Genomic DNA, 18,441 nt, shown 5'->3' on the forward strand with positions numbered 1-18,441 from the left:
TAGCAATCTTAGGAGTTAATGGCAAACTAATTTATTTTAAAGTAAAGATATCTTTACTTTTGTAAATTTTATTATATAATCTAAGTAAAGATATCTTTATTTGGTGGTGATTTAATGATCGTGACAAATAAGCTTAAAAATTTAAGAGAAGAACGAGATATCGCTCAAAATGAATTAGCTAAAGCGTTAGAAGTATCTCGACAAACAATACACGCGATTGAAAAAGGTAAATATAATCCTAGTCTAGAACTGAGCTTGAAGATAGCCAAATACTTTCATTTATCGGTTGAAGAAATCTTTAACTTAGAGGGAGAATGACAATGAAAAAATATACTATAAATAGAATTATTATTACCCTGTTGCTCATGATATATGTGGTTTCAATACTAGCCATAATCAAGGGCGAAAAGCCATTTGAAACTACCAATTTTTTAGAATTTATGCTAATTGGAGTTATTGTGGTGAGCCTAACTGTTTTCGGGAGTAAAAATACTATCAAGAAACAATTTGAAGAGGATAAAGTGGAAAAAGATGAAAGATATCTAAAAAACAGAAATATATTTTCTTATTATTTCGTCATTTCCTTGGGGGTATTTATTCCAATTATACTTGGATTTGCAAGCATTATCGACGTGAAACAACTATCCTTAAGTAACATTGCAACCATATTCCTTATCATTAGTATTGTATACCTGGTGGCAATTGAAGTTATAAGAAGAAAGCTCTGAAATCTCCCTAATCAAAAAGGAAACTTAACCTCAAAAAACACTTCCTCCAAAATCGAGAAAGTGTTTTTAATTTCTTTTAATGAACGCCCTTCATATACTTTTTCAAGAATGGTGCGATAATGAATAATGCTATTGCAAAGGCTATTGCTACGAAGCCTGTGATTCCGAAGTAAGCAATTTCTGTATCAGCATTAAAGTATTGTGTTAATTGGGCGTTGAATGATTGGCCCATCGCATCTGACAAGAACCATAAGCTCATTGTTTGAGAGGCAAATGCTTTTGGTGCTAGTTTGGTTGTTGCGGATAAGCCAACTGGTGAGATAAACATTTCCCCGAAAATACAGATGAAGAAACTTAGTACTAACCAAAGCGGGCTTACAAGTGTTGTCGTATTTCCGTGCAAAATACCTGGAAGCATCATAACAACGAATGATAAACCTGCGAAGAATAGTCCGAGTGCAAATTTACGTGGTGTAGATGGTTGTCTGTCTCCTAGTTTCGTCCAAATCCATGCGAAAATTGGTGAAAGCGTAATGACAAATACTGGATTAAGCGACTGGAAATTAGCCGGATTTAAGTTCATACCCCAAATAGATAAATCCGTTCTTTCTGCCGCGAAAAGTGCCAATGTTGACGAGCCTTGTTCTTCAATCATCCAAAATAATACTGCGACTAAAAATAACGGTATGTATGCAGTCAAGCGTGATTTTTCGTCCGCTTCTGTTTTCTTGCTAGTCATCATCATAATAAAGTAAAAGAGTGGAACCCCTACGCCCATCACCGTTACAGCAAGAATAATCGTATCAATTGTTAAGCTGCCTGTAATCAAACGCAAGACAGCAATTAATAACCCTATTCCTAAAACAATGCCAATTATTTTGAATGTTAGACTTTTTGCTTCAGATCTTTGAAGCGGATTTGGCGCTTTTTTGCCAGCATCTTTTAAGTAACGTTTTCCTGTTAGAACATAAACAACGAGTGCAATTGCCATACCGACTGCTGCCACACCAAAACCAGCATGGTAACTTCCAGCGTTATCAGAAACAGCCGAAACGATTGGTGGAGCAATAAATGCACCTAAGTTAATCCCCATGTAAAAGATACTAAAGCCAGCATCGCGACGATTATCTCCTGCTGGATATAAATCCCCAACGACATTAGAAACGTTCGGTTTAAGTAGACCAGTTCCGAGAATAATAAACGCCATCGATCCAAATAGTGCCGCTGCTCCACCACTTGGTATTGCTAGAACAATATGACCAACCATAATCAGTACGCCACCGTAAAAGATGGTTTGACGCGCCCCCAAGACACGGTCAGCAAACCAGCCGCCAATGACGCCTGACATAAATACTAGTGAACCATAGATAGACATAATCGCCGTTGCTGTTGATTGGCTAAATCCAAGTCCACCATCTGATACCGCAGTATACATATAGTAAAGTAATAACGCGCGCATTCCGTAATAGGAGAATCGCTCCCAAAATTCGGTATTAAATAATGTTGCCAGGCCACGCGGGTGCCCGAAAAATGTTTTTTCCTTCTTGGTACTCAAGAAAATTCGCCTTCTTTCTTTTGTTTTTTATTCAAGTTAGCAAATTTCTTCTCTATGATTTACGCAAAAGTTTCGTTATCCATTATAAAGCATTTGTATAAATTTGACGAGATACTTCTAAAGTTTGATTGCCACGCTCTGAAATATTCGTTAAACCGTGACGTTCCAGTTGATCGACAAGAAGGTCTACAACTTCATCGCCAAGTCCATAATCACTAAATCTAGTCCCAGCCCCTAAACTTTCAAAGAACTCACGTGTTTTCAGAATCGCTGCATCTATTTTTTCTTCATCATTACCACTCGTAATTCCCCATACTCGTTCCGCATATTGCACTAATTTATCATGCTTTTCACTGCGACGAACATTTAAAAGGGCTGGCAGAACAATGGCTAAAGTGCGGGCATGATCAATCCCATAAAGCGCTGTAATTTCGTGACCTAAACTGTGGCTCGCCCAGTCTTGCGGAACACCTCTTGATAACGTCCCATTAAGCGCATTGGTAGCAGACCACATAAAAGTAGCACGCGTATTGTAATCATGATTATCTTCTTCAATCACGGCTGGACCAATTTCGATTAAAGTTTGTAGCAAGCTTTCGGCATAACGATCTTGTAGTAACGCGCCTACTGGATAAGTCATATATTGTTCCATGACATGCACATATGCATCCATAATGCCGTTTGCTAGTTGACGTTTTGGCAGTGTGTACGTAAGTTCTGGATCAAGCAAAGAGAAAACTGGGTACGTATAAGCGCTACCGAAGCCAAGTTTCGCTTTCTTCTCTACAAAAGTGATTACTCCGCCGCTATTCATTTCAGAGCCCGTTGCAGGAAGAGTTAGTACTGTCCCAAACGGAAGCGCCTTTGTAATCGGACGTTTTTCGCCGATGCCGCTACCAAAAATATCCATTGGTTCGCCGTCAAATAACGCGCCAGCTGCAACAAATTTTGTGCCATCAATAACAGAGCCGCCACCAACCGCAAGTAAAAAGTCGTAGTTTTCTTCTTTTACTAATTTGATTGCTTTGATTAATGTTTCGTATGTAGGGTTGGCTTCAATACCACCAAATTCGCCAACTTCTCGTGATTTAAGAACTTCTTTTACTTTATCAAGTGTCCCGAATCTTTTCACACTTCCGCCGCCGTATAAAATCAATACTTTTTTATCTTGCGGAATTACTTGATTTAATTCTTCTAAACGATTTTTACCAAAAATAATATGAGTAGGATTATAATAATCAAAGTTCAACATTTCTTTTTGCATTTAAACGTCCTTCTTTCTGTTTACAAATTTACATAGCATAGTTAATAATACACTTTTTCTATAAAATTTAAACCTTATGCCAAAAGTTTCCATTTATATAAGTAAATAATCGCATTTTTTCCGAATTATCGCACCAGATAACAGTGATTTTCTATACAAAAGTCCTACTTTACGTTAAAATGAAAGGGAAGAAGAATGGAGTGAAGAACATGTTGATAAAAAACCTTTGTATCCCTAAAATAAATTTAACAACCGTCCCTGGAGATGCTACGTTACAAGAGGCTATCCATTTACTAGAAGAATCTGGTTATCGCTGTGTTCCTGTATTAGACGAAAAAGGTGAAAAATTCTTAGGTAATATTTATAAAATGCATATTTACAAACATGCGGCTAACGGTGGAAGCCTTAGCGATCCTGTAATGAGCCTAATCAAAAATGCAACGAAACATATTTGTGTCAATGCATCTTTCTTTGAAGTCTTTTTTACAATTAAAGAGCTACCATATATTGCGGTTCTAAATGAACAAGGTAACTTTTATGGTATTTTAACGCACGGAAAATTACTTGGTTTGCTACAAGACGGCTGGAATGTCCAAACGACTAGCTATGTTCTTACTATTGCAACAGGTGAAGTTCAAGGTGCCTTAACAAAAATCACCAAAATCATCGACCGTTACTCGAGCATCGCGAGTTTGATTACACTAGATAATCAAACAGAAGACTTCATTCGCCGCGTACTTGTTTCCTTGCCAGTTGGCGTAACAGAAGACACGAAAAACGAAATTATCACCCACTTAGAACGTAAAGGGCTTCGTGTTGTTGAAACGGAGAAAATCAAGAAATAATGAAACAGCTTGGAAATAAGGATAAGCCCTTCATTTCCAAGCTGTTTTTTTGTGCATATTTATTCGGTATCCTGATTTTTCTTTGCTGTTCGTCTTCCAATAAAGTATGTTGCAGTAAGAATCAGTAAGAGCAATAGAACGCCACCTGTAATATACATCCATGTGTAGTCCTTCTCTAGTCCTAATGCTACTTTGTTGGCTTTTTTTGCTTCATCCGAAGTAATAGTGAACTCTTCCGTCCACTCCCATTTATCATCCGCGTTTCTAGCGACTAAATGCAACTTATATTTTCCCGGTTTTAACTCTTGGTTTTCCCAGTCTACACTGTAGTTAAAATTGGAGTTTGGCGCCATCGATAAATCTGTTCGTTTAGCTTCATGCAATACTTCCTCGCTGCCTTGTTTATATATTTTGGCATCCACGGCCAGTCCACCAACTAAGGTCGCTTTTGTATTTTGCAAATTCATTTCTACTACATTGCGGTAATTTCGTGTTGCTGGTTTAATTTGATTCAATTCTAGCTCTGGCTTTACGACGGTAGTTTTTTCAGTTAATTTCACACCGATTACGTAGGCATATTCATTTTTAATTTGAACATCGTTTTTATCGGCATCTTTCTCTTTGTCTTCGGCTTTCTTTTCCTTAAAATGTAATCCGCCTAAAATAATACCGTCATAATTTTCAGCGGGCATTTGAATCGTGGCCGTCCATGTTTTGGTTTCGTTTGGTTCAAGTGTCACCTCGGAGGCACTTTCTTTCGCTATATCCGCAAAGGGATATTTTAATGTTTTGTCTGGCTTCGTGTTTGGTATGGAGTAATCGACGTAGCCCATCTCATTGGTAATAGCCGTGTTGGCAACGCAATTAACCGTGATTTCTTTCTTACTATGATTGGTGATTTCCACTTTTAATGTTTGTTTCTGCTTTGGTTTCATTTGTAAATCGAAATAGGTCACACTCGATGCCTGATTATCAGGAAGAATTGCTTTTACGGAAAAACTACTATTTTCAGTTGCATCTACCTGCTGACCTGGAAAACAAAGTATCGCGAGTGTACAAGCGAAGATGATTGCGCATATTTTTTTCAAGTCACTTTTTCCTCCTAGTTGCTCAATGTAAAAAGAGAAAACAACATTAACTAATGAAGTTTTCTCTTTTTGAAAAATGTTAAACTCCTGGTGTATCGCTTAAAGTCCAAGTTAATGTACTTTCGTAAGTTCCGTCAGCTACTACAACATTTTGTGGAATAGATAATTTAGGTTTAGACGTATCTGTTGCAGAACTTGCTGCAGAACCAAAGCTATCTGTCCATGTCCCCATTCCTTCATCATCATTAAAGTTCGTTGGTGTAGCTGTTTGGTTATCTTTGGCTGCCATTACCGGAACTGCTGCTCCGCCAGTCATAGAAATCGTTACGCTATCATATCCTGTTGGTGCTTGTGCGGTGGAAGTCGCCGAGCCAACAGTTGATTTCGGAATTGTAAGCTCTGCGCCTGGGATTGTTTTTGCTGGTGTGGAAGCATCTTTGAATTCGCTACCTGTCACGGAAAGAGTCCATCCTGTATTGGTACCACGAACATCGCTAATTTGCGCATAAGGTGTTACTTTTTTAGATACAGAAACTTCTCCTGGTAAATCTTGTTGTCCGTTACCATTTGTATCTACATAAGTAGAAATCGTATCATCTGCTGCATGAACATTTAATGCGCCAGAAGATAAGCTAGATACGTTATGTGTACCAAAATCCCAATCAGATACCGCTAAAATCCAAAGCCCGTCGGAACCTACTGGCGGATCAGTTGGATCTGGAATAACTGGGTCTGGATCAACTGGATCTGGGTTTACTGGAGTCGGATCTGGTGTGGTGCTTTTATCAAATTTTACAATCCCTTTTGAATCTTTCGTTACGGAAGTGGCAGCTGAAGCAAAATCTCCAGAAAGTACTGGTGCCACAATCAATCCTAGTGCTAATAAACTCGCTGTTGTTACTTTTACTGTTCTACTTGTCATTATTATTCTCCTCTTTCTGTTATCCTTTTTTTGTCGTTCTGTTTCACCGAATTTCTTTCCTCACCTCCTTAAAATAGCCTTTTTTCGCAATTAAAATGAAACCAAACCCTAGTAAAACAAGATAAAAATCAGCTGTATCTCCTGTTTTCGGCAGTCTTTTTGGAGGAACTTTGGTCGGAAAAGTGCCGCTTCTGTCATCTGTTCCAGTTTTTGGTTTTCGGGGGTCATGCGTGAAAATCACTCCCGCTTTACTTGTCGCCTTATCCGTATTCGCTTTTACATAAAACGGCGAGGCGCACACAAATAAACAACAGATTAAAATGAATCCCATTTTTTTCAATTTAGATAGCTCCTTTTGTTTGTTGTAGCTGATTATGGTCGAGGCGCATCTTCTAGTGTCCAGGTGATTTTCGACTCATAGGAATCGTTCACTAGCGCATCATTTGGCTCTATTTCCATGGTTAAACTGTCCTCCAGATTGACGATGGTGGAATCATATTTCGGGTCTGTCACAGCTGATTGTTTCTTTTCGATAGGTTGATTCGTCGTATTTAAATAAATCGGACTGCTGGAAGGCGATTTGCTTTGATATTTTAGCGAGGTTTGTAGTATATCGCCGCCGCTATTGGTAAATGGTGTCATCGCTCCGGTTATCGTCCATCCTTGTCGCACAGTTCGTCTATCTATCACCTCTAACTCGGCCTTACCAGACGAACCATAGCATTTAAGCGTTTGTTTCTTATCTGAAATTGGCACAGAGTCTGCATTTGCGTCTATATCCATTCGAAATTCATCTGGGATTTGCAATTCCAAAAGTTCTTTTACGTGAACAATGACTGTAATAGGTACTGCATCTTGCTCATAGTATCCACTTTTAGGCGAAGAAAGAGTTACAACATAATCTCCCGCCGTATTAAGTCTTACTTTATATATAAAGTCATCTCTTAGTGTTCCTTCACCTGTCAAAGTTGCATTTACATCTGCTCGAAATTGAGTAGCATTTACTTTATCTCCTACTAAATAGGTGTATTCTGCATCTGCGGTTATGACTGGTGGCTTATACTTAATCGTTACCATAATATTGGCCTCCGCATTTCCTTCAATATTAGAAGCTTTGACAGCAACCCAGTAAATACCTACAGTGTTTAGATTCTTTAGTTTCACATCAAAATCGCTTGTAATTGTTGTTGGTTGATCTGTTATCAAATTGACATCGTTTAGAAATTGTTGTTCCGTAAGTGATGTACCTATCTCATAAGTAAGGCCTGAATTGTAAGACACAACTTGTGGTGGGCCAATATAAGTTAATGGCTGAAAAATCTTACCCCTGTAGTCCACTATGCTATTGCTACCATTTAACGGAAAAGCCTCGTCCCACGAATAGGTAACTCCTGGAGACAAAGGAGAGTAATAAAACGGTTTTTTAGCCATTTCTTCTGCTGAATATGTAATTTTAGAAGTAATAGGATCAATAGTTGCTTTGGGGCTAGTAGCAGTTATTTTAACTGGCTTGGTTGTTCCGAAAATAGATGGCTGTATAGAAAATTCATACTTACTAGAAGTAACTACCGGTTCCATATCTACTGTTTCGTATCGAACATATAATCGCTGTAAATTAGGCATTTTGTTATTTGTAAGGCTAGATAAATCAGTAATATGATTCTCATCCAAATTAAATATCTTTATTTTAGTACTCGCAAATTTAGCAAGTGGCGAAACATCTGATATATTATTTCTTTCCAAAGATATTTCTTCTAAATTAGGTAATTTATTAGGCAGCTTTGGAAAAAGGGATAAATCAGAAATGTTATTACCTCCTAAGTCTATATACTTAAGCGTTGGTGTACTCAGTTCAGTAAGAGGTGAAATATCTGAAATATTACCATTATTAATAGCTAACCGATATAACTGTGAGTATCCATTTGGTGCCTTTAAAAAAGGAGATAAATCCTTACATTGTTTATTACTATATAACCGTACATCGTAAAGATTAGGTAAATATTGAATGCCTTCGATACTTCCTATAGTAGCAACTGAAGTTAAGAAGACTATTTTATTTAACTCCACTTCAGTAACAACATCATCCACTTTCCAATCCGTTTTAGTAGGTGTTTGAAAATTGTTATTTTCTACTCTTGCTAGTTGGTTTGCGATAGTTTTTGCCATCCCTTCATCGGGAAACAAATCTGCTATCGTGCTATTTGCTGGAATTGTTAGTGGGCTAGCTTTCAAATTTTTAGGTGCATTTACGCTTTTTAACGTGGGCGCCTTTTTCTTCGCATCATCTAATAGTTCCGAACTCTTAGGTAGCTCTTTTTCCGTTTCCATAGCCCTCGAATAAACCGGAGCGATAAGCGCTAAAATTAAAACAAAAAGCAGAACTATTTTCCAATTGATTTTCATTGTTTTTATGTCTCCTTTTAAATGCTAGTTAGCTGGTTTTCATAGTGACTTGCTACCTTTTTCTGTACGATAAATGTTTTTTTATATGGTTTTAAAATTTCTTGTTCTAATAAGCGGATACGTTGCCGGTAAAAAGCCGCTTTCGATAATGTACTGTATTCAATTAACACTTTTAACGTCACTTCTGGCGGTAAGGTAATGTTTCCATTTTTATCCGTTTTCCCAATGAGTTCTCCCAAATATTTCATCGCATAATATAGTTTTTCCTTGTGTTCCTTACTATTAAGTAACGCCCTATAATACAAATGGCGCCCAATTCTCTTTAGAAAAAAATATTGAAATCCAAAATTTTCCGGAAATAGCGTTAATGCATATTCGACATCTTCTTTCTTATACTCATACACTTCACAACTATCTGAGAGAGCGATATTCGTTACAACTTGTGGCGCGTCTTCTAAAATGGAATAGCTTAGAAAAATACCTGGCTCAAAAATAGACAAGAGTTTTTCAGGAGCTTCACATGTGTAACTGCTTATATAACCATCTATTAATAAAACAACATTACTCAGCTTAGAAGAATTGTCCATTAAATTTTCGCCACGTCTTAATTTACGTTTTGTATGCCTAATCCCATATTTTTGCATCATGTTAATAAATTCTTTATATGTAAATAATTCTTCCACTAAAATCCACTCCTCTTCTAGAATAATTTAGTAAGCAATACGCGGTTAAGCTTGGCGAGAACTCAACTTATGTTACCATGTGTGCGATTACCAATATTCTCTATAGAGATGGAAAAATAGGCTTTCTAACAGCAAATCTTGGAAATCCCATGCTAAATTCCTCGTAAATAAGTAAAAATCTTGTTTGTTTTTTTGTCACAAATAAATATCCCCCCTGCTTTTAAAGAAGCAATATCGGTCATTCACGAATTTCAAGATACGCCAAATAATGCTCTTACCACAGGGAACAAGTTCCACATCGGTGAGCACGCTTATACAGGCAGAAGATTTCTGTTCTTGTCCGCCTTTCACAATTGGCCGTTTGAATAATAAAAATCATTTTGTGTGATATTTCACCTTGTCATTCTTTCCCGTTTTCGATATAATTACTTTTGTAACGATAATGAAAATCATTTTCAATTAGGGAGGAAATACACAATGTTTCAAAAGCATAAATGGGCTACTATTCTAATGACTGTACTTTTAGCGGTAGTTTTAACGGCTTGTGGCAATTCTTCGGATAAAGACGCGAGCAAAAATAAGGAAGACGCAACAAAAACGATAACTGATACAATGGATCGTAAAATACAAGTTCCAACAACACCGAAAAAAATCGTCGCACTTCAAAACGTAAGTGAAATGGAAATTCTAGGCGTTAAACCAGTTGGAACAACAGATTATTACATCACTACATATCCTGAAGCAACAAAAGGGACAGAAAGTGTTGGTAATGACAAACCTAGCATTGAAAAAATTGCTAATTTAAACCCAGATTTAATTATTATTAGTGATTACCAAAAAGACCTTTTAGAGAATTTAGAAAAAGTTGCTCCTGTTTATATCACGCATTTTGGTGATACTCCTGACAAACAACTTTCTAACATTGCAGATCTTTTAAATAAAAAAGCTGAAAAAGAAAAATGGGACAAAGATTACGCAGCAAGTTCCAAAGAAGCTAAAGCAACATTAAAAGATGCTGGCGTGGAAAACGAAAAAGCGGCAGTTATCCAATTTTATGGTAAAGAAATCTATGTTCACGATGCAAAAGTTTTTGATGGACTATACTCCGGTGCAGGTTTCACACCGACCGATGCCGCAAAAGCAAACAAAGAAACGAAAGCTATTTCTAGTGAAGCAATTCCTGAGTATGCAGCAGGCGCGGATCGTCTATTTATTTTAATGCCAGCTGATGGCAACACAGATTCTGTGGATGAAATGCTTAAAGGCGTTTGGAAAGATATTCCAGCTGTGAAGAAAAACCAAGTATACAAAGTTGATAATACTAAATGGAGCGACTATAGTGCCGCTGCCCAACTATATCAAATGCAAGATGCTGTAAAACAAATTACTGGTAAATAATAAAAAAACTCGATTCTGTCAGCAGAATCGAGTTTTTTTATTTATTTAGAAAACCATAAATGTCGTTATTCACTTTACCAAAGGAAGCAATATGATTTTGGACGTTGGAGAATAAAACAACGTAAGTTCTGCCGGTGTGGCTAACACTGTTAGACACATCCCATCCGGTTACTACCCCGTGACTATTATAACTCCCTGGATCCACATAGAATCCCATTCCATAAGTTGACTTACTACCTGGTGTGAACATTTTCTTCAAACTTGCTTCTGAAATTAATTTTTTATCCATTAATGCTTTGTCAAATAAATACAAATCCGTTGCATTCATACTAATATCCCCTGATCCGTATAATTGCGATAAGTCTACAAGTTTTGGACTTTGGAAAATTCCGTTGTCGTCAATTTTGTATCCTATTGATACGTTTTTGCCCCCATCGACATCTTTCTGTAAGTATCCAGTGTGCTTCATACCTGCTGGGTCAAAAATATTTTCTTGTAAATAGGTTGCCAGTGGTTTTCCACTAACTTTTTCTACAAGATAACCAACCACAGTGTAATTAGCATCCATATAATCCCATTTCCCAGGTTGTGATTTAATTCCCCTCTTCTCAATAGCTTGAATCAATTGATCCGGCGTCATATTGCTGGTTAATTTCGGACGCCCGACAATCCCAGATGTATGGTTTAAAAAGTTCTTAACTAAAATCTTATTACCATTAGGAAAACCAGGTAAATACTTCGAAATTGGATCATTCGTATTTATTTTACCTTTTTCTTCTAATTGTAAAAGAGCTGTTGCTATTATCGCCTTTTGAGATGAACCAATATAGAACAACGTATCTGGTGTGTTCAATACTTCTTCATCACGATTGGCATACAAGTACCCCTTTTGTATGATAATTTCTCCGTCGCGAACAACAAGTGCTGAACCACTAAATCCGATTTTTTGTAAATAGTCATCAATTTCTTGATTTTTTACAATCGTTTCTTTTGGTTTTTCTTCTGCTGGCTCTGGTTCTTTAGTTTCTTCTTTTTTGGTCCCTGAGTCTTCTGGTGGCTTTGCGGTAGTTGCTGCTTTCTTCTTAGTTGGTGAGGATACTGTTTGCTGTTGTTTACTTTTAAATTCAAATATCATCCAGCTAGTGGCAATAAACAGTAGAAATACAGTACTCAACACGATAATCAAGTTCTTGCGTCTTTTTTGTTTACGTCTTTCGCGTCGATTCATTTCATCACTCCTGGTCTAGTCTAATCGTTAAATGACTTTCCCAAAAGAGAATGTATTAGTAGAAATTATCCCGAACTTCTAATAATACCTAACACTCCACATATATCGTAAATTATTCTTCGTGATAAATCAATACGGAAATGTACCTATGTTTTAAAAAAATTATTCAGTGGTATAATAAGGAAGGATAAATTGATTAAAGCAACAACAAATTGCTATAAAGGAGACTAGATAAAAATGGTACAAATTACAAAAGGTAAATTTGATGGTTTACAAAGACTCTCCAACGAAAAAGGTGTTATTGCAGCGCTTGCCATTGACCAACGTGGCTCACTCAAAAAAATGATTCAACAAGCAAAAGGAACGGAAAATAAAAAGGACGTGGAAGACTTCAAGCAACTTGTTTCTGAAGAATTAACTCCTTATGCTTCTGCTATTTTGCTTGATTTAGAATATGGTACTCCAGCAATCAAAGCTCGCCACGAAGGTAGCGGACTTTTAACTTCTTATGAAAAAACCGGCTATGACGCAACTACTCCTGGTAAACTTCCTGATTTAATTGAAGATTTATCAGCACTTCGTATTAAAGAAAATGGCGGAGATGCTGTTAAAATTCTAGTTTATTATGATCCAGATGAGCCAGCTGAAATTAATGAAATCAAATATGCCTTTTTAGAAAGAATTGGTGCAGAATGTCGCGCAGTTGATATTCCATTTTTCTTAGAGCCCATTACTTATGATGCAAAAGTTACTGATTCTGGTTCATTAGAATATGCTAAATTGAAACCAGCGAAAGTAAAAGCTTCTATTAAAGAATTCTCTAAACCTCGTTATGGTGTAGATGTACTTAAACTTGAAGTTCCGGTTAATTTTAAATATGTGGAAGGTTTTGCGGAAGGTGAAGTCGCTTATACGCAAGATGAAGCAGCTCGTCATTTTGAAGAGTGCTCCGATTTAAGCCCACTTCCATTTATTTATCTAAGTGCTGGTGTAACTTCTGAAATGTTCCACAAAACCATTCAATTTGCTAACCAACATAACGTGCAATACAGCGGCGTTCTTTGTGGGCGTGCAACTTGGGCTGATGGTATTGAAGTGTATGGTAAACAAGGCGATGACGCTTTACGCGAATGGCTTCGTACACAAGGGAAAGAAAACATTACTTCGCTTGATAAATTACTTGCTGAAGGTGCCGTTCCTTGGTGGACAAAATATGGTTCTTTCGAAGATGTACATGTAGTAGAAAAACAATAGTATTCAAAAAGCCTCCAGTTAATTTAATTAGCTGGAGGCTTTTTTTGTTATATTTCAGCTTGGTTTAAATAGTTATAGGCAAACTGGGCGTATAGCTCGGCGCCATTTTTCATGACACTTTCGTCGATATTAAATCGGCCGTGATGGTGCGCCCATTCTGTGTCTTTTTCTGGATTGCCACAGCCAACGAGTGCAAAACTGCCGGGAGCTTCGTCTTGGAAATAGCTGAAATCTTCCCCGCCGGTTGTTGGGCGTTCAAAGTAAAGCATCTCTTCGCCGAATGATTCCGTGATTGTTTTTTGGACGAGTAAGGCGCTTTTTTCGTCGTTGATTACTGGTTGTGTGCCTTGTTTGTAAATCATTTCAGCTGTACCACCATAGATAGCGGCGGTTTGTTTGGCGTAGTGTTCGATTGATTTTGCAACTTTGGCGCGCGTTGTGTTGTTGAAACAACGAAGCGTTCCTTCTAAACGAGCATTTTCAGCGATAACGTTGTAGCGAGTACCGACGTCCATTTTGCCGATTGTTACAACGACTGGATCGAGTGGGTCTGTTTCGCGTGCTACGATGGCTTGGAGATTCATGACGAAAGAGGAAGCGATAACGGCCGCATCGATTGTGTCATGCGGCATTGCTCCGTGACCTCCTTGGCCTTTGAAATCGATTTGGATAATATCTGCGGAGGCGAATGTAGAGCCAACTACGCAAGATATCTTCCCGCTTGGAGTTTGGGACCAGATATGAATTCCAAACACGTGGTCCACGCCTTCCATTGCTCCTTGGGCAATCATTTCTTTGGCGCCCTCGGCAATTTCTTCTGACGGTTGGAAAATGAAGCGCACCGTTCCGGGTAGCTCGTCTTTTACTTCCACGAGTGCTTTCGCCGCGGTTAATAACATAGCCGTGTGGGCATCGTGACCACAGGCGTGCATTTTGCCATCTTCTGTGGATTTATATGGAAGGTCTTGGTTTAGCTCTTGGACTGGGAGTGCGTCCATATCCGCTCGTAAAGCGACTGTTTTCCCGGGTTTCCCGCCTTTGAGTTCTGCGATTAATCCGGTCGGTTCAGTGCGCCGATACGGAATGCCCAGTTTATCTAATTCTTTAGCAACTTGATCGGTTGTGCGAAATTCTTGCCATTGGAGTTCGGGATGCATATGCAAATCACGGCGGAAGGCTATCATTTCGGTTTCATTATTTAAAACTACTTGTTTTATTTTCTGATTCATTCGCGCTTTCCTCCGTCCATTTTTTTACTGTTTCCAGTACAACTTCGATTCCTTTTTGGAGCTTGTCGTAATCGGTCCATTCTTCTGGGGCATGGCTTATGCCGTTATGGCTAGGGACAAAAATCAGACCCACTTCGGTTAAACTGGCGAAAATCATCGCGTCGTGTCCGGCCCCGCTAACCATTGTCCGGTATTTAAAGCCGAGTTGGTCAGCACTTTCGGTCAAGGCTTGGTGAATTTCTTTTGATAAATGGGTTGGTTGCTGGTAAATCATATCTTCTATTTCGCAAGTAATGCCATTTTTTTCGGCAGCTTGGATAATTTCCTTCGTTTTTGTTAATGTATTTTGGACGTGAATTTCGTCTTTTGCGCGGATATCTACAGTGAAAACGACTTTATCTGGAATAACATTTGCGCCATTTGGATAAACGTTTAGTTTGCCGATAGTTAGCACGGTTCCGCCGCCTTCATGAATAGCGAGTTCTGGCAATTGCCCTAAAATTTCGACAGCTGAAACTAGCGCATCTTTTCGGTCAAGCATTGGGGTTGTGCCTGCATGGCCGGCTTGCCCTTTTACGGTTACTTTGATTTGTGTTAAACCAACTACTGTATCGACTAGCGCTACATCTTCATTGGCGTTTTCGAGGATGGGACCTTGTTCGATATGCAGTTCGATAAATGCTTTGATAGACTCTTTTGTGCGAATCGCTGTATGTACTTGGTTTGCGTCAAAACCCACACTCGCCATGGCTTCCGCGGCTGTAACGCCAGCTATATCTTGCATTTCGTGCAGCATTTCTTTTGTTACTTTGCCCGTGATTGCTCGCGAGGCAAGGAGCCCTGCGCCGAAACGAGAACCTTCTTCTTCCACCATTGCAATAATTTCGAGCGGAAAATGTGGCTTAATTTGTTGTTCATGGAAAACGCTAGCTACTTCAAGGCCAGTAATAACGCCAGCTGGTCCATCAAAAGCGCCTCCATTTGGTACGGAGTCAAAATGAGAACCGACGATAACTGCTGGTAAATCTGGATTTTCGCCTTCTAATCGTCCGTAGATATTCCCAATCGCATCTTCCGAAACAGTTAGACCTACTTTGGCCATTTCTTGTTTTAAATAGTTGCGCGCCTCGTGGTCTTCTTTACTATATGTAAGGCGAGTGGTTCCCTGACCCGGAGTTGCTGTAAATCTATCTAAATTCTCTATGTGGCTTTTTATTCTTTCAAGATTTGTTTGCATCAAGCACACCTCCTTTTCTCTATTTTACAGGAAACTTGAAAAAATGCTCGCTAAAACAACTTGCATAAAAAAAGTGATCCCTATTTTCTAGGGATCACTTGCGAATTATTTAGCGAATTGTGGTAAGAACTCTTTGTGCGCTTCTAGCATTTCATCTAGGATTGTTTTGGCTAAGTCGCCGCTTGGAACGAGTGGGTTGGAAGTGAAGGCTTGAAGTGCAGTTGCGTAATCGCCTGTCACTGCTGCTTCGATAGTTAATTCTTCCATGGATTTCATCACTTGTAGTAAGCCGCGTTGTGCTGGTGGGAATTTACCAAAGTTGATTGGTTCCGCACCGTGCGCACGAATGACACTTGTGATTTCTACTGCACTATCGTAAGGAACATCATCAATTGCGCCATTGTTACGTGTTGATACGACCATTACCGTACCTTTGTTGTTGTAAATCGAGTTGATGATTTCGCATGCTGCGTCACTATAATGTGCGCCGCCGCGTTTCGATAATTCTTCTGGTTTGTAATCAAGATTTGGATCTTTATATAATTCGAATAAGCTGTCTTCTAGTTTTTTCACGACTTCTCCGCGAGTACCTTCGTTTTTGAAAGATGCAAGTTCTTCTTCAAGCATTGCATCTGTCATGTAGTAGTAGCGGTGGTATGGGCAAGGAAGCATTTTTAGATGTTTTACTTGCTCATATAAGAAGCGCATGTTTTTAATGTTTTCAACGACTTTTCCTGGGTTAGCATCTGGCGCGTAAAGGCCGTCGATAACTTTTTCTGTTAATTCGGTGCCATCTTTGTCGAATACGCGGTGCCAGTGCAAGTGGTTGATTCCTGCAAATTTGAAGAATAAATCTTCTTCTGGTTTGCTGAGAACGTCGGATGCACTTTTCACAGCTCCGATTGGCACGTTACAAAGACCGATAACTTTATCCCAGTTGCCGTAACGAAGAACTGCTTCTGTTACCATACCTGCTGGGTTTGTAAAGTTGATTAACCAAGCATCTGGGCAAAGTTCGCGCATATCTTCTACAATACCAAGAATAACTGGAATCGTACGGAATGCTTTAAACATCCCACCCGCACCGTTTGTTTCTTGGCCGATAATGCCATGACTAAGCGGAATTCTTTCATCTTTAATACGAGCGTCTAATAAACCTACGCGGAATTGTGTTGTTACAAAATCTGCATCTTTTAAAGCTTCACGACGGTCGAGTGTTAAATGTACTTCGCAGTCAATGTTCGCTGCTTTGACCATACGTTTTGCCATATTGCCAACGATTTCTAATTTTTCACGACCAGCTTCAATATCTACTAGCCAAAGTTCTCTGATTGGAAGTTCATGATAGCGTTTAATAAATCCTTCAACAAGTTCTGGTGTGTAACTGGAACCCCCACCAATTGTAACGATTTTTACACCTTTTTTCATAATATACTTACCTCCTAGAATTTTAAAGCGTTTTCTTTTCTTCTAGTTCATCATAATTCATGTAATGCATTACAGGTCAAGCACTTATTTTTAATTTATCCAAACTGACTATTTGGCGGGCTTTTTTGGTATACTAAATACAGAGCTACGAGAAATCGAGGTGTTTTGCAATTGGCAAATATACAAGAAATCGCGAAACTGGCGGGTGTTTCATCGGCGACAGTTTCACGAGTAATTAATAATCGCGACTATGTAAGTGATGAAACGAGAAAACGCGTCCAGACAATAATTGACAAGTTAGATTACGTTCCGAATATAAATGCTGTGTCATTGAAAAAAGGCGCAACCAAATTAATTGGCATGGTCATTCCTAGCTTTACAGATTCTCTTAATGTATTTTTAAAAAGTTTTACGATGATAGCGCAGGAGCATGGCTATAATGTCACGTTGTTTATGACGCGGATTGATCCGGATAAAGAACTGGAAGCCTTAGAAATGCTGCGCCAAAAACAAATCGATGCGCTCGTTCTGGTGATTCGGTCGAATGATTGGAAAACGATTGAGCATTATACAAAATACGGCCCGATTGTCACTTGGCAACGTGTCGAAAGTGAAAAGATTCCTTCTGTATTTATGAATCAATACGACGGATATACACTTGCACTGGAGCATTTATATGCAAAAGGTTACCGGAAATTTGTGAATGTGTACGGCAATACGACTGGGCTCAATACGCAAAGTCGCATGCTTGCTTTTAAAGATTTTTGTGCGCGTTATGAGCTTGATCCGCATGAGTTTAGACAGTTTTATGGGCAAGGTTCTCGGCAAGACGGGGAAAAAATTGCGCATTGGTTTGCGGAAGCGGAGCATAAACCTGATGCCTTTTTGACACCGAATGATTATTTTGCGGCTGGGCTGTTGACGGAAGCGAGGCGGCTTGGTTATAGTGTGCCAGAAGATTTTGCGATTTGTGGTTTTGATAATATGGAAGTGGCGCATTTGCTTGATATTACGACGATTCACTACCCAGTAAATTTGCAAGCTGAAAATGCTTTTACATTAATCATGAACCAATTATTTGGTAGTAATTTGCCGTTACTCGATTTAGATTTTCATTTAGTAGAACGAAAAACGACATAATAAAAGGTTTCCTCCGAATGTGCGAGGAAACCTTTTTTT

The 18,441-nt window shown here is 38.7% G+C and carries 17 protein-coding genes and 1 pseudogene; 7 read left to right on the forward strand and 11 right to left on the reverse strand.

The window, feature by feature from the left end; translation table 11 throughout:
• The first annotated feature begins 114 nt into the window (after nucleotides 1-114).
• Nucleotides 115-318 (forward strand): helix-turn-helix transcriptional regulator, encoded by a 204-nt coding sequence (locus HCJ55_RS12650; protein WP_008946984.1) that lies wholly within the window; start codon nucleotides 115-117, stop codon nucleotides 316-318.
• A gap of 2 nt (nucleotides 319-320) precedes the next feature.
• On the forward strand, nucleotides 321-728 hold the full coding sequence (locus HCJ55_RS12655; RefSeq protein WP_185504433.1) for a 2'-O-methyl transferase: 408 nt from the start codon (nucleotides 321-323) through the stop codon (nucleotides 726-728).
• A 76-nt stretch (nucleotides 729-804) separates the two neighbouring features.
• Here HCJ55_RS12655 and HCJ55_RS12660 read toward each other — a convergent pair whose 3' ends face one another.
• Together HCJ55_RS12660 and HCJ55_RS12665 are read right to left on the reverse strand one after the other, a co-directional pair.
• Nucleotides 805-2,283, reverse strand: coding sequence for a peptide MFS transporter (locus tag HCJ55_RS12660; protein WP_185504434.1), 1,479 nt, complete (start codon nucleotides 2,281-2,283; stop codon nucleotides 805-807).
• A gap of 82 nt (nucleotides 2,284-2,365) precedes the next feature.
• Nucleotides 2,366-3,547, reverse strand: coding sequence for an iron-containing alcohol dehydrogenase (locus HCJ55_RS12665; protein WP_185518451.1), 1,182 nt, complete (start codon nucleotides 3,545-3,547; stop codon nucleotides 2,366-2,368).
• A 209-nt stretch (nucleotides 3,548-3,756) separates the two neighbouring features.
• Here HCJ55_RS12665 and cbpA point away from each other — a divergent pair, with 209 nt between their 5' ends.
• Nucleotides 3,757-4,392 carry a cyclic di-AMP binding protein CbpA gene (gene cbpA, locus HCJ55_RS12670; protein WP_008946979.1) on the forward strand — a complete coding sequence of 212 codons (636 nt, stop codon included), beginning with the start codon at nucleotides 3,757-3,759 and terminating at the stop codon, nucleotides 4,390-4,392.
• Between the two features lie 59 nt (nucleotides 4,393-4,451).
• Here the strand turns inward: cbpA and HCJ55_RS12675 are convergent, their stop codons facing one another.
• The 5 genes from HCJ55_RS12675 to HCJ55_RS12695 all read right to left on the reverse strand — a co-directional run bounded on the left by HCJ55_RS12675 (nucleotide 4,452) and on the right by HCJ55_RS12695 (nucleotide 9,488).
• The gene (locus HCJ55_RS12675) at nucleotides 4,452-5,480 is read right to left on the reverse strand and encodes a WxLIP family cell surface protein (protein WP_185518453.1); all 1,029 of its coding nucleotides are present in this window, start codon (nucleotides 5,478-5,480) and stop codon (nucleotides 4,452-4,454) included.
• 79 nt (nucleotides 5,481-5,559) lie between these two features.
• Complete coding sequence (locus tag HCJ55_RS12680; protein ID WP_185518455.1) at nucleotides 5,560-6,402, reverse strand: WxL domain-containing protein; 843 nt, start codon at nucleotides 6,400-6,402, stop codon at nucleotides 5,560-5,562.
• A 43-nt stretch (nucleotides 6,403-6,445) separates the two neighbouring features.
• Complete coding sequence (locus HCJ55_RS12685; RefSeq protein ID WP_185518457.1) at nucleotides 6,446-6,742, reverse strand: EF2685/EF0750 family sortase-dependent surface protein; 297 nt, start codon at nucleotides 6,740-6,742, stop codon at nucleotides 6,446-6,448.
• A gap of 32 nt (nucleotides 6,743-6,774) precedes the next feature.
• Nucleotides 6,775-8,805, reverse strand: coding sequence for a leucine-rich repeat domain-containing protein (locus HCJ55_RS12690; protein WP_185518459.1), 2,031 nt, complete (start codon nucleotides 8,803-8,805; stop codon nucleotides 6,775-6,777).
• 17 nt (nucleotides 8,806-8,822) lie between these two features.
• Entirely contained in the window at nucleotides 8,823-9,488 is a 666-nt protein-coding gene (locus HCJ55_RS12695; RefSeq protein ID WP_185503127.1) for a cyclic nucleotide-binding domain-containing protein, read from the reverse strand.
• A 231-nt stretch (nucleotides 9,489-9,719) separates the two neighbouring features.
• On the opposite strand from HCJ55_RS12695, the pseudogene HCJ55_RS14040 reads away from it, so the two are divergent.
• Nucleotides 9,720-9,806, forward strand: a pseudogene (locus HCJ55_RS14040) (PTS glucitol/sorbitol transporter subunit IIA); the annotation flags it as partial.
• Between the two features lie 159 nt (nucleotides 9,807-9,965).
• Nucleotides 9,966-10,886: an ABC transporter substrate-binding protein gene (locus tag HCJ55_RS12700; RefSeq protein WP_008946971.1), complete on the forward strand. Its 921-nt coding sequence runs from the start codon at nucleotides 9,966-9,968 to the stop codon at nucleotides 10,884-10,886.
• A gap of 37 nt (nucleotides 10,887-10,923) precedes the next feature.
• On the opposite strand, the gene HCJ55_RS12705 is transcribed toward HCJ55_RS12700, so the two are convergent.
• The gene (locus tag HCJ55_RS12705) at nucleotides 10,924-12,114 is read right to left on the reverse strand and encodes a serine hydrolase domain-containing protein (RefSeq protein WP_185504441.1); all 1,191 of its coding nucleotides are present in this window, start codon (nucleotides 12,112-12,114) and stop codon (nucleotides 10,924-10,926) included.
• Nucleotides 12,115-12,351: 237 nt separating this feature from the next.
• On the opposite strand from HCJ55_RS12705, the gene HCJ55_RS12710 reads away from it, so the two are divergent.
• Nucleotides 12,352-13,368 carry a tagatose-bisphosphate aldolase gene (locus HCJ55_RS12710; protein ID WP_185506710.1) on the forward strand — a complete coding sequence of 339 codons (1,017 nt, stop codon included), beginning with the start codon at nucleotides 12,352-12,354 and terminating at the stop codon, nucleotides 13,366-13,368.
• A gap of 47 nt (nucleotides 13,369-13,415) precedes the next feature.
• Here the strand turns inward: HCJ55_RS12710 and HCJ55_RS12715 are convergent, their stop codons facing one another.
• The 3 genes from HCJ55_RS12715 to HCJ55_RS12725 form a co-directional block, all read right to left on the reverse strand.
• Complete coding sequence (locus HCJ55_RS12715; protein WP_185518461.1) at nucleotides 13,416-14,597, reverse strand: M20 family metallopeptidase; 1,182 nt, start codon at nucleotides 14,595-14,597, stop codon at nucleotides 13,416-13,418.
• A complete protein-coding gene (locus tag HCJ55_RS12720; RefSeq protein WP_185518463.1) occupies nucleotides 14,563-15,834 on the reverse strand; it encodes a Zn-dependent hydrolase in 1,272 nt (423 codons plus the stop codon). The genes HCJ55_RS12715 and HCJ55_RS12720 overlap by 35 nt, the downstream gene beginning before the upstream one ends.
• A 105-nt stretch (nucleotides 15,835-15,939) precedes the next feature.
• Nucleotides 15,940-17,262: a 6-phospho-beta-glucosidase gene (locus HCJ55_RS12725; protein WP_185518465.1), complete on the reverse strand. Its 1,323-nt coding sequence runs from the start codon at nucleotides 17,260-17,262 to the stop codon at nucleotides 15,940-15,942.
• Between the two features lie 171 nt (nucleotides 17,263-17,433).
• Between HCJ55_RS12725 and HCJ55_RS12730 the strand changes: the two genes are divergently transcribed.
• Complete coding sequence (locus HCJ55_RS12730; protein ID WP_185480663.1) at nucleotides 17,434-18,402, forward strand: LacI family DNA-binding transcriptional regulator; 969 nt, start codon at nucleotides 17,434-17,436, stop codon at nucleotides 18,400-18,402.
• Nucleotides 18,403-18,441: the final 39 nt, after the last annotated feature.

It is taken from the genome of Listeria marthii, assembly GCF_014227425.1.
Lineage (GTDB): Bacteria > Bacillota > Bacilli > Lactobacillales > Listeriaceae > Listeria > Listeria marthii.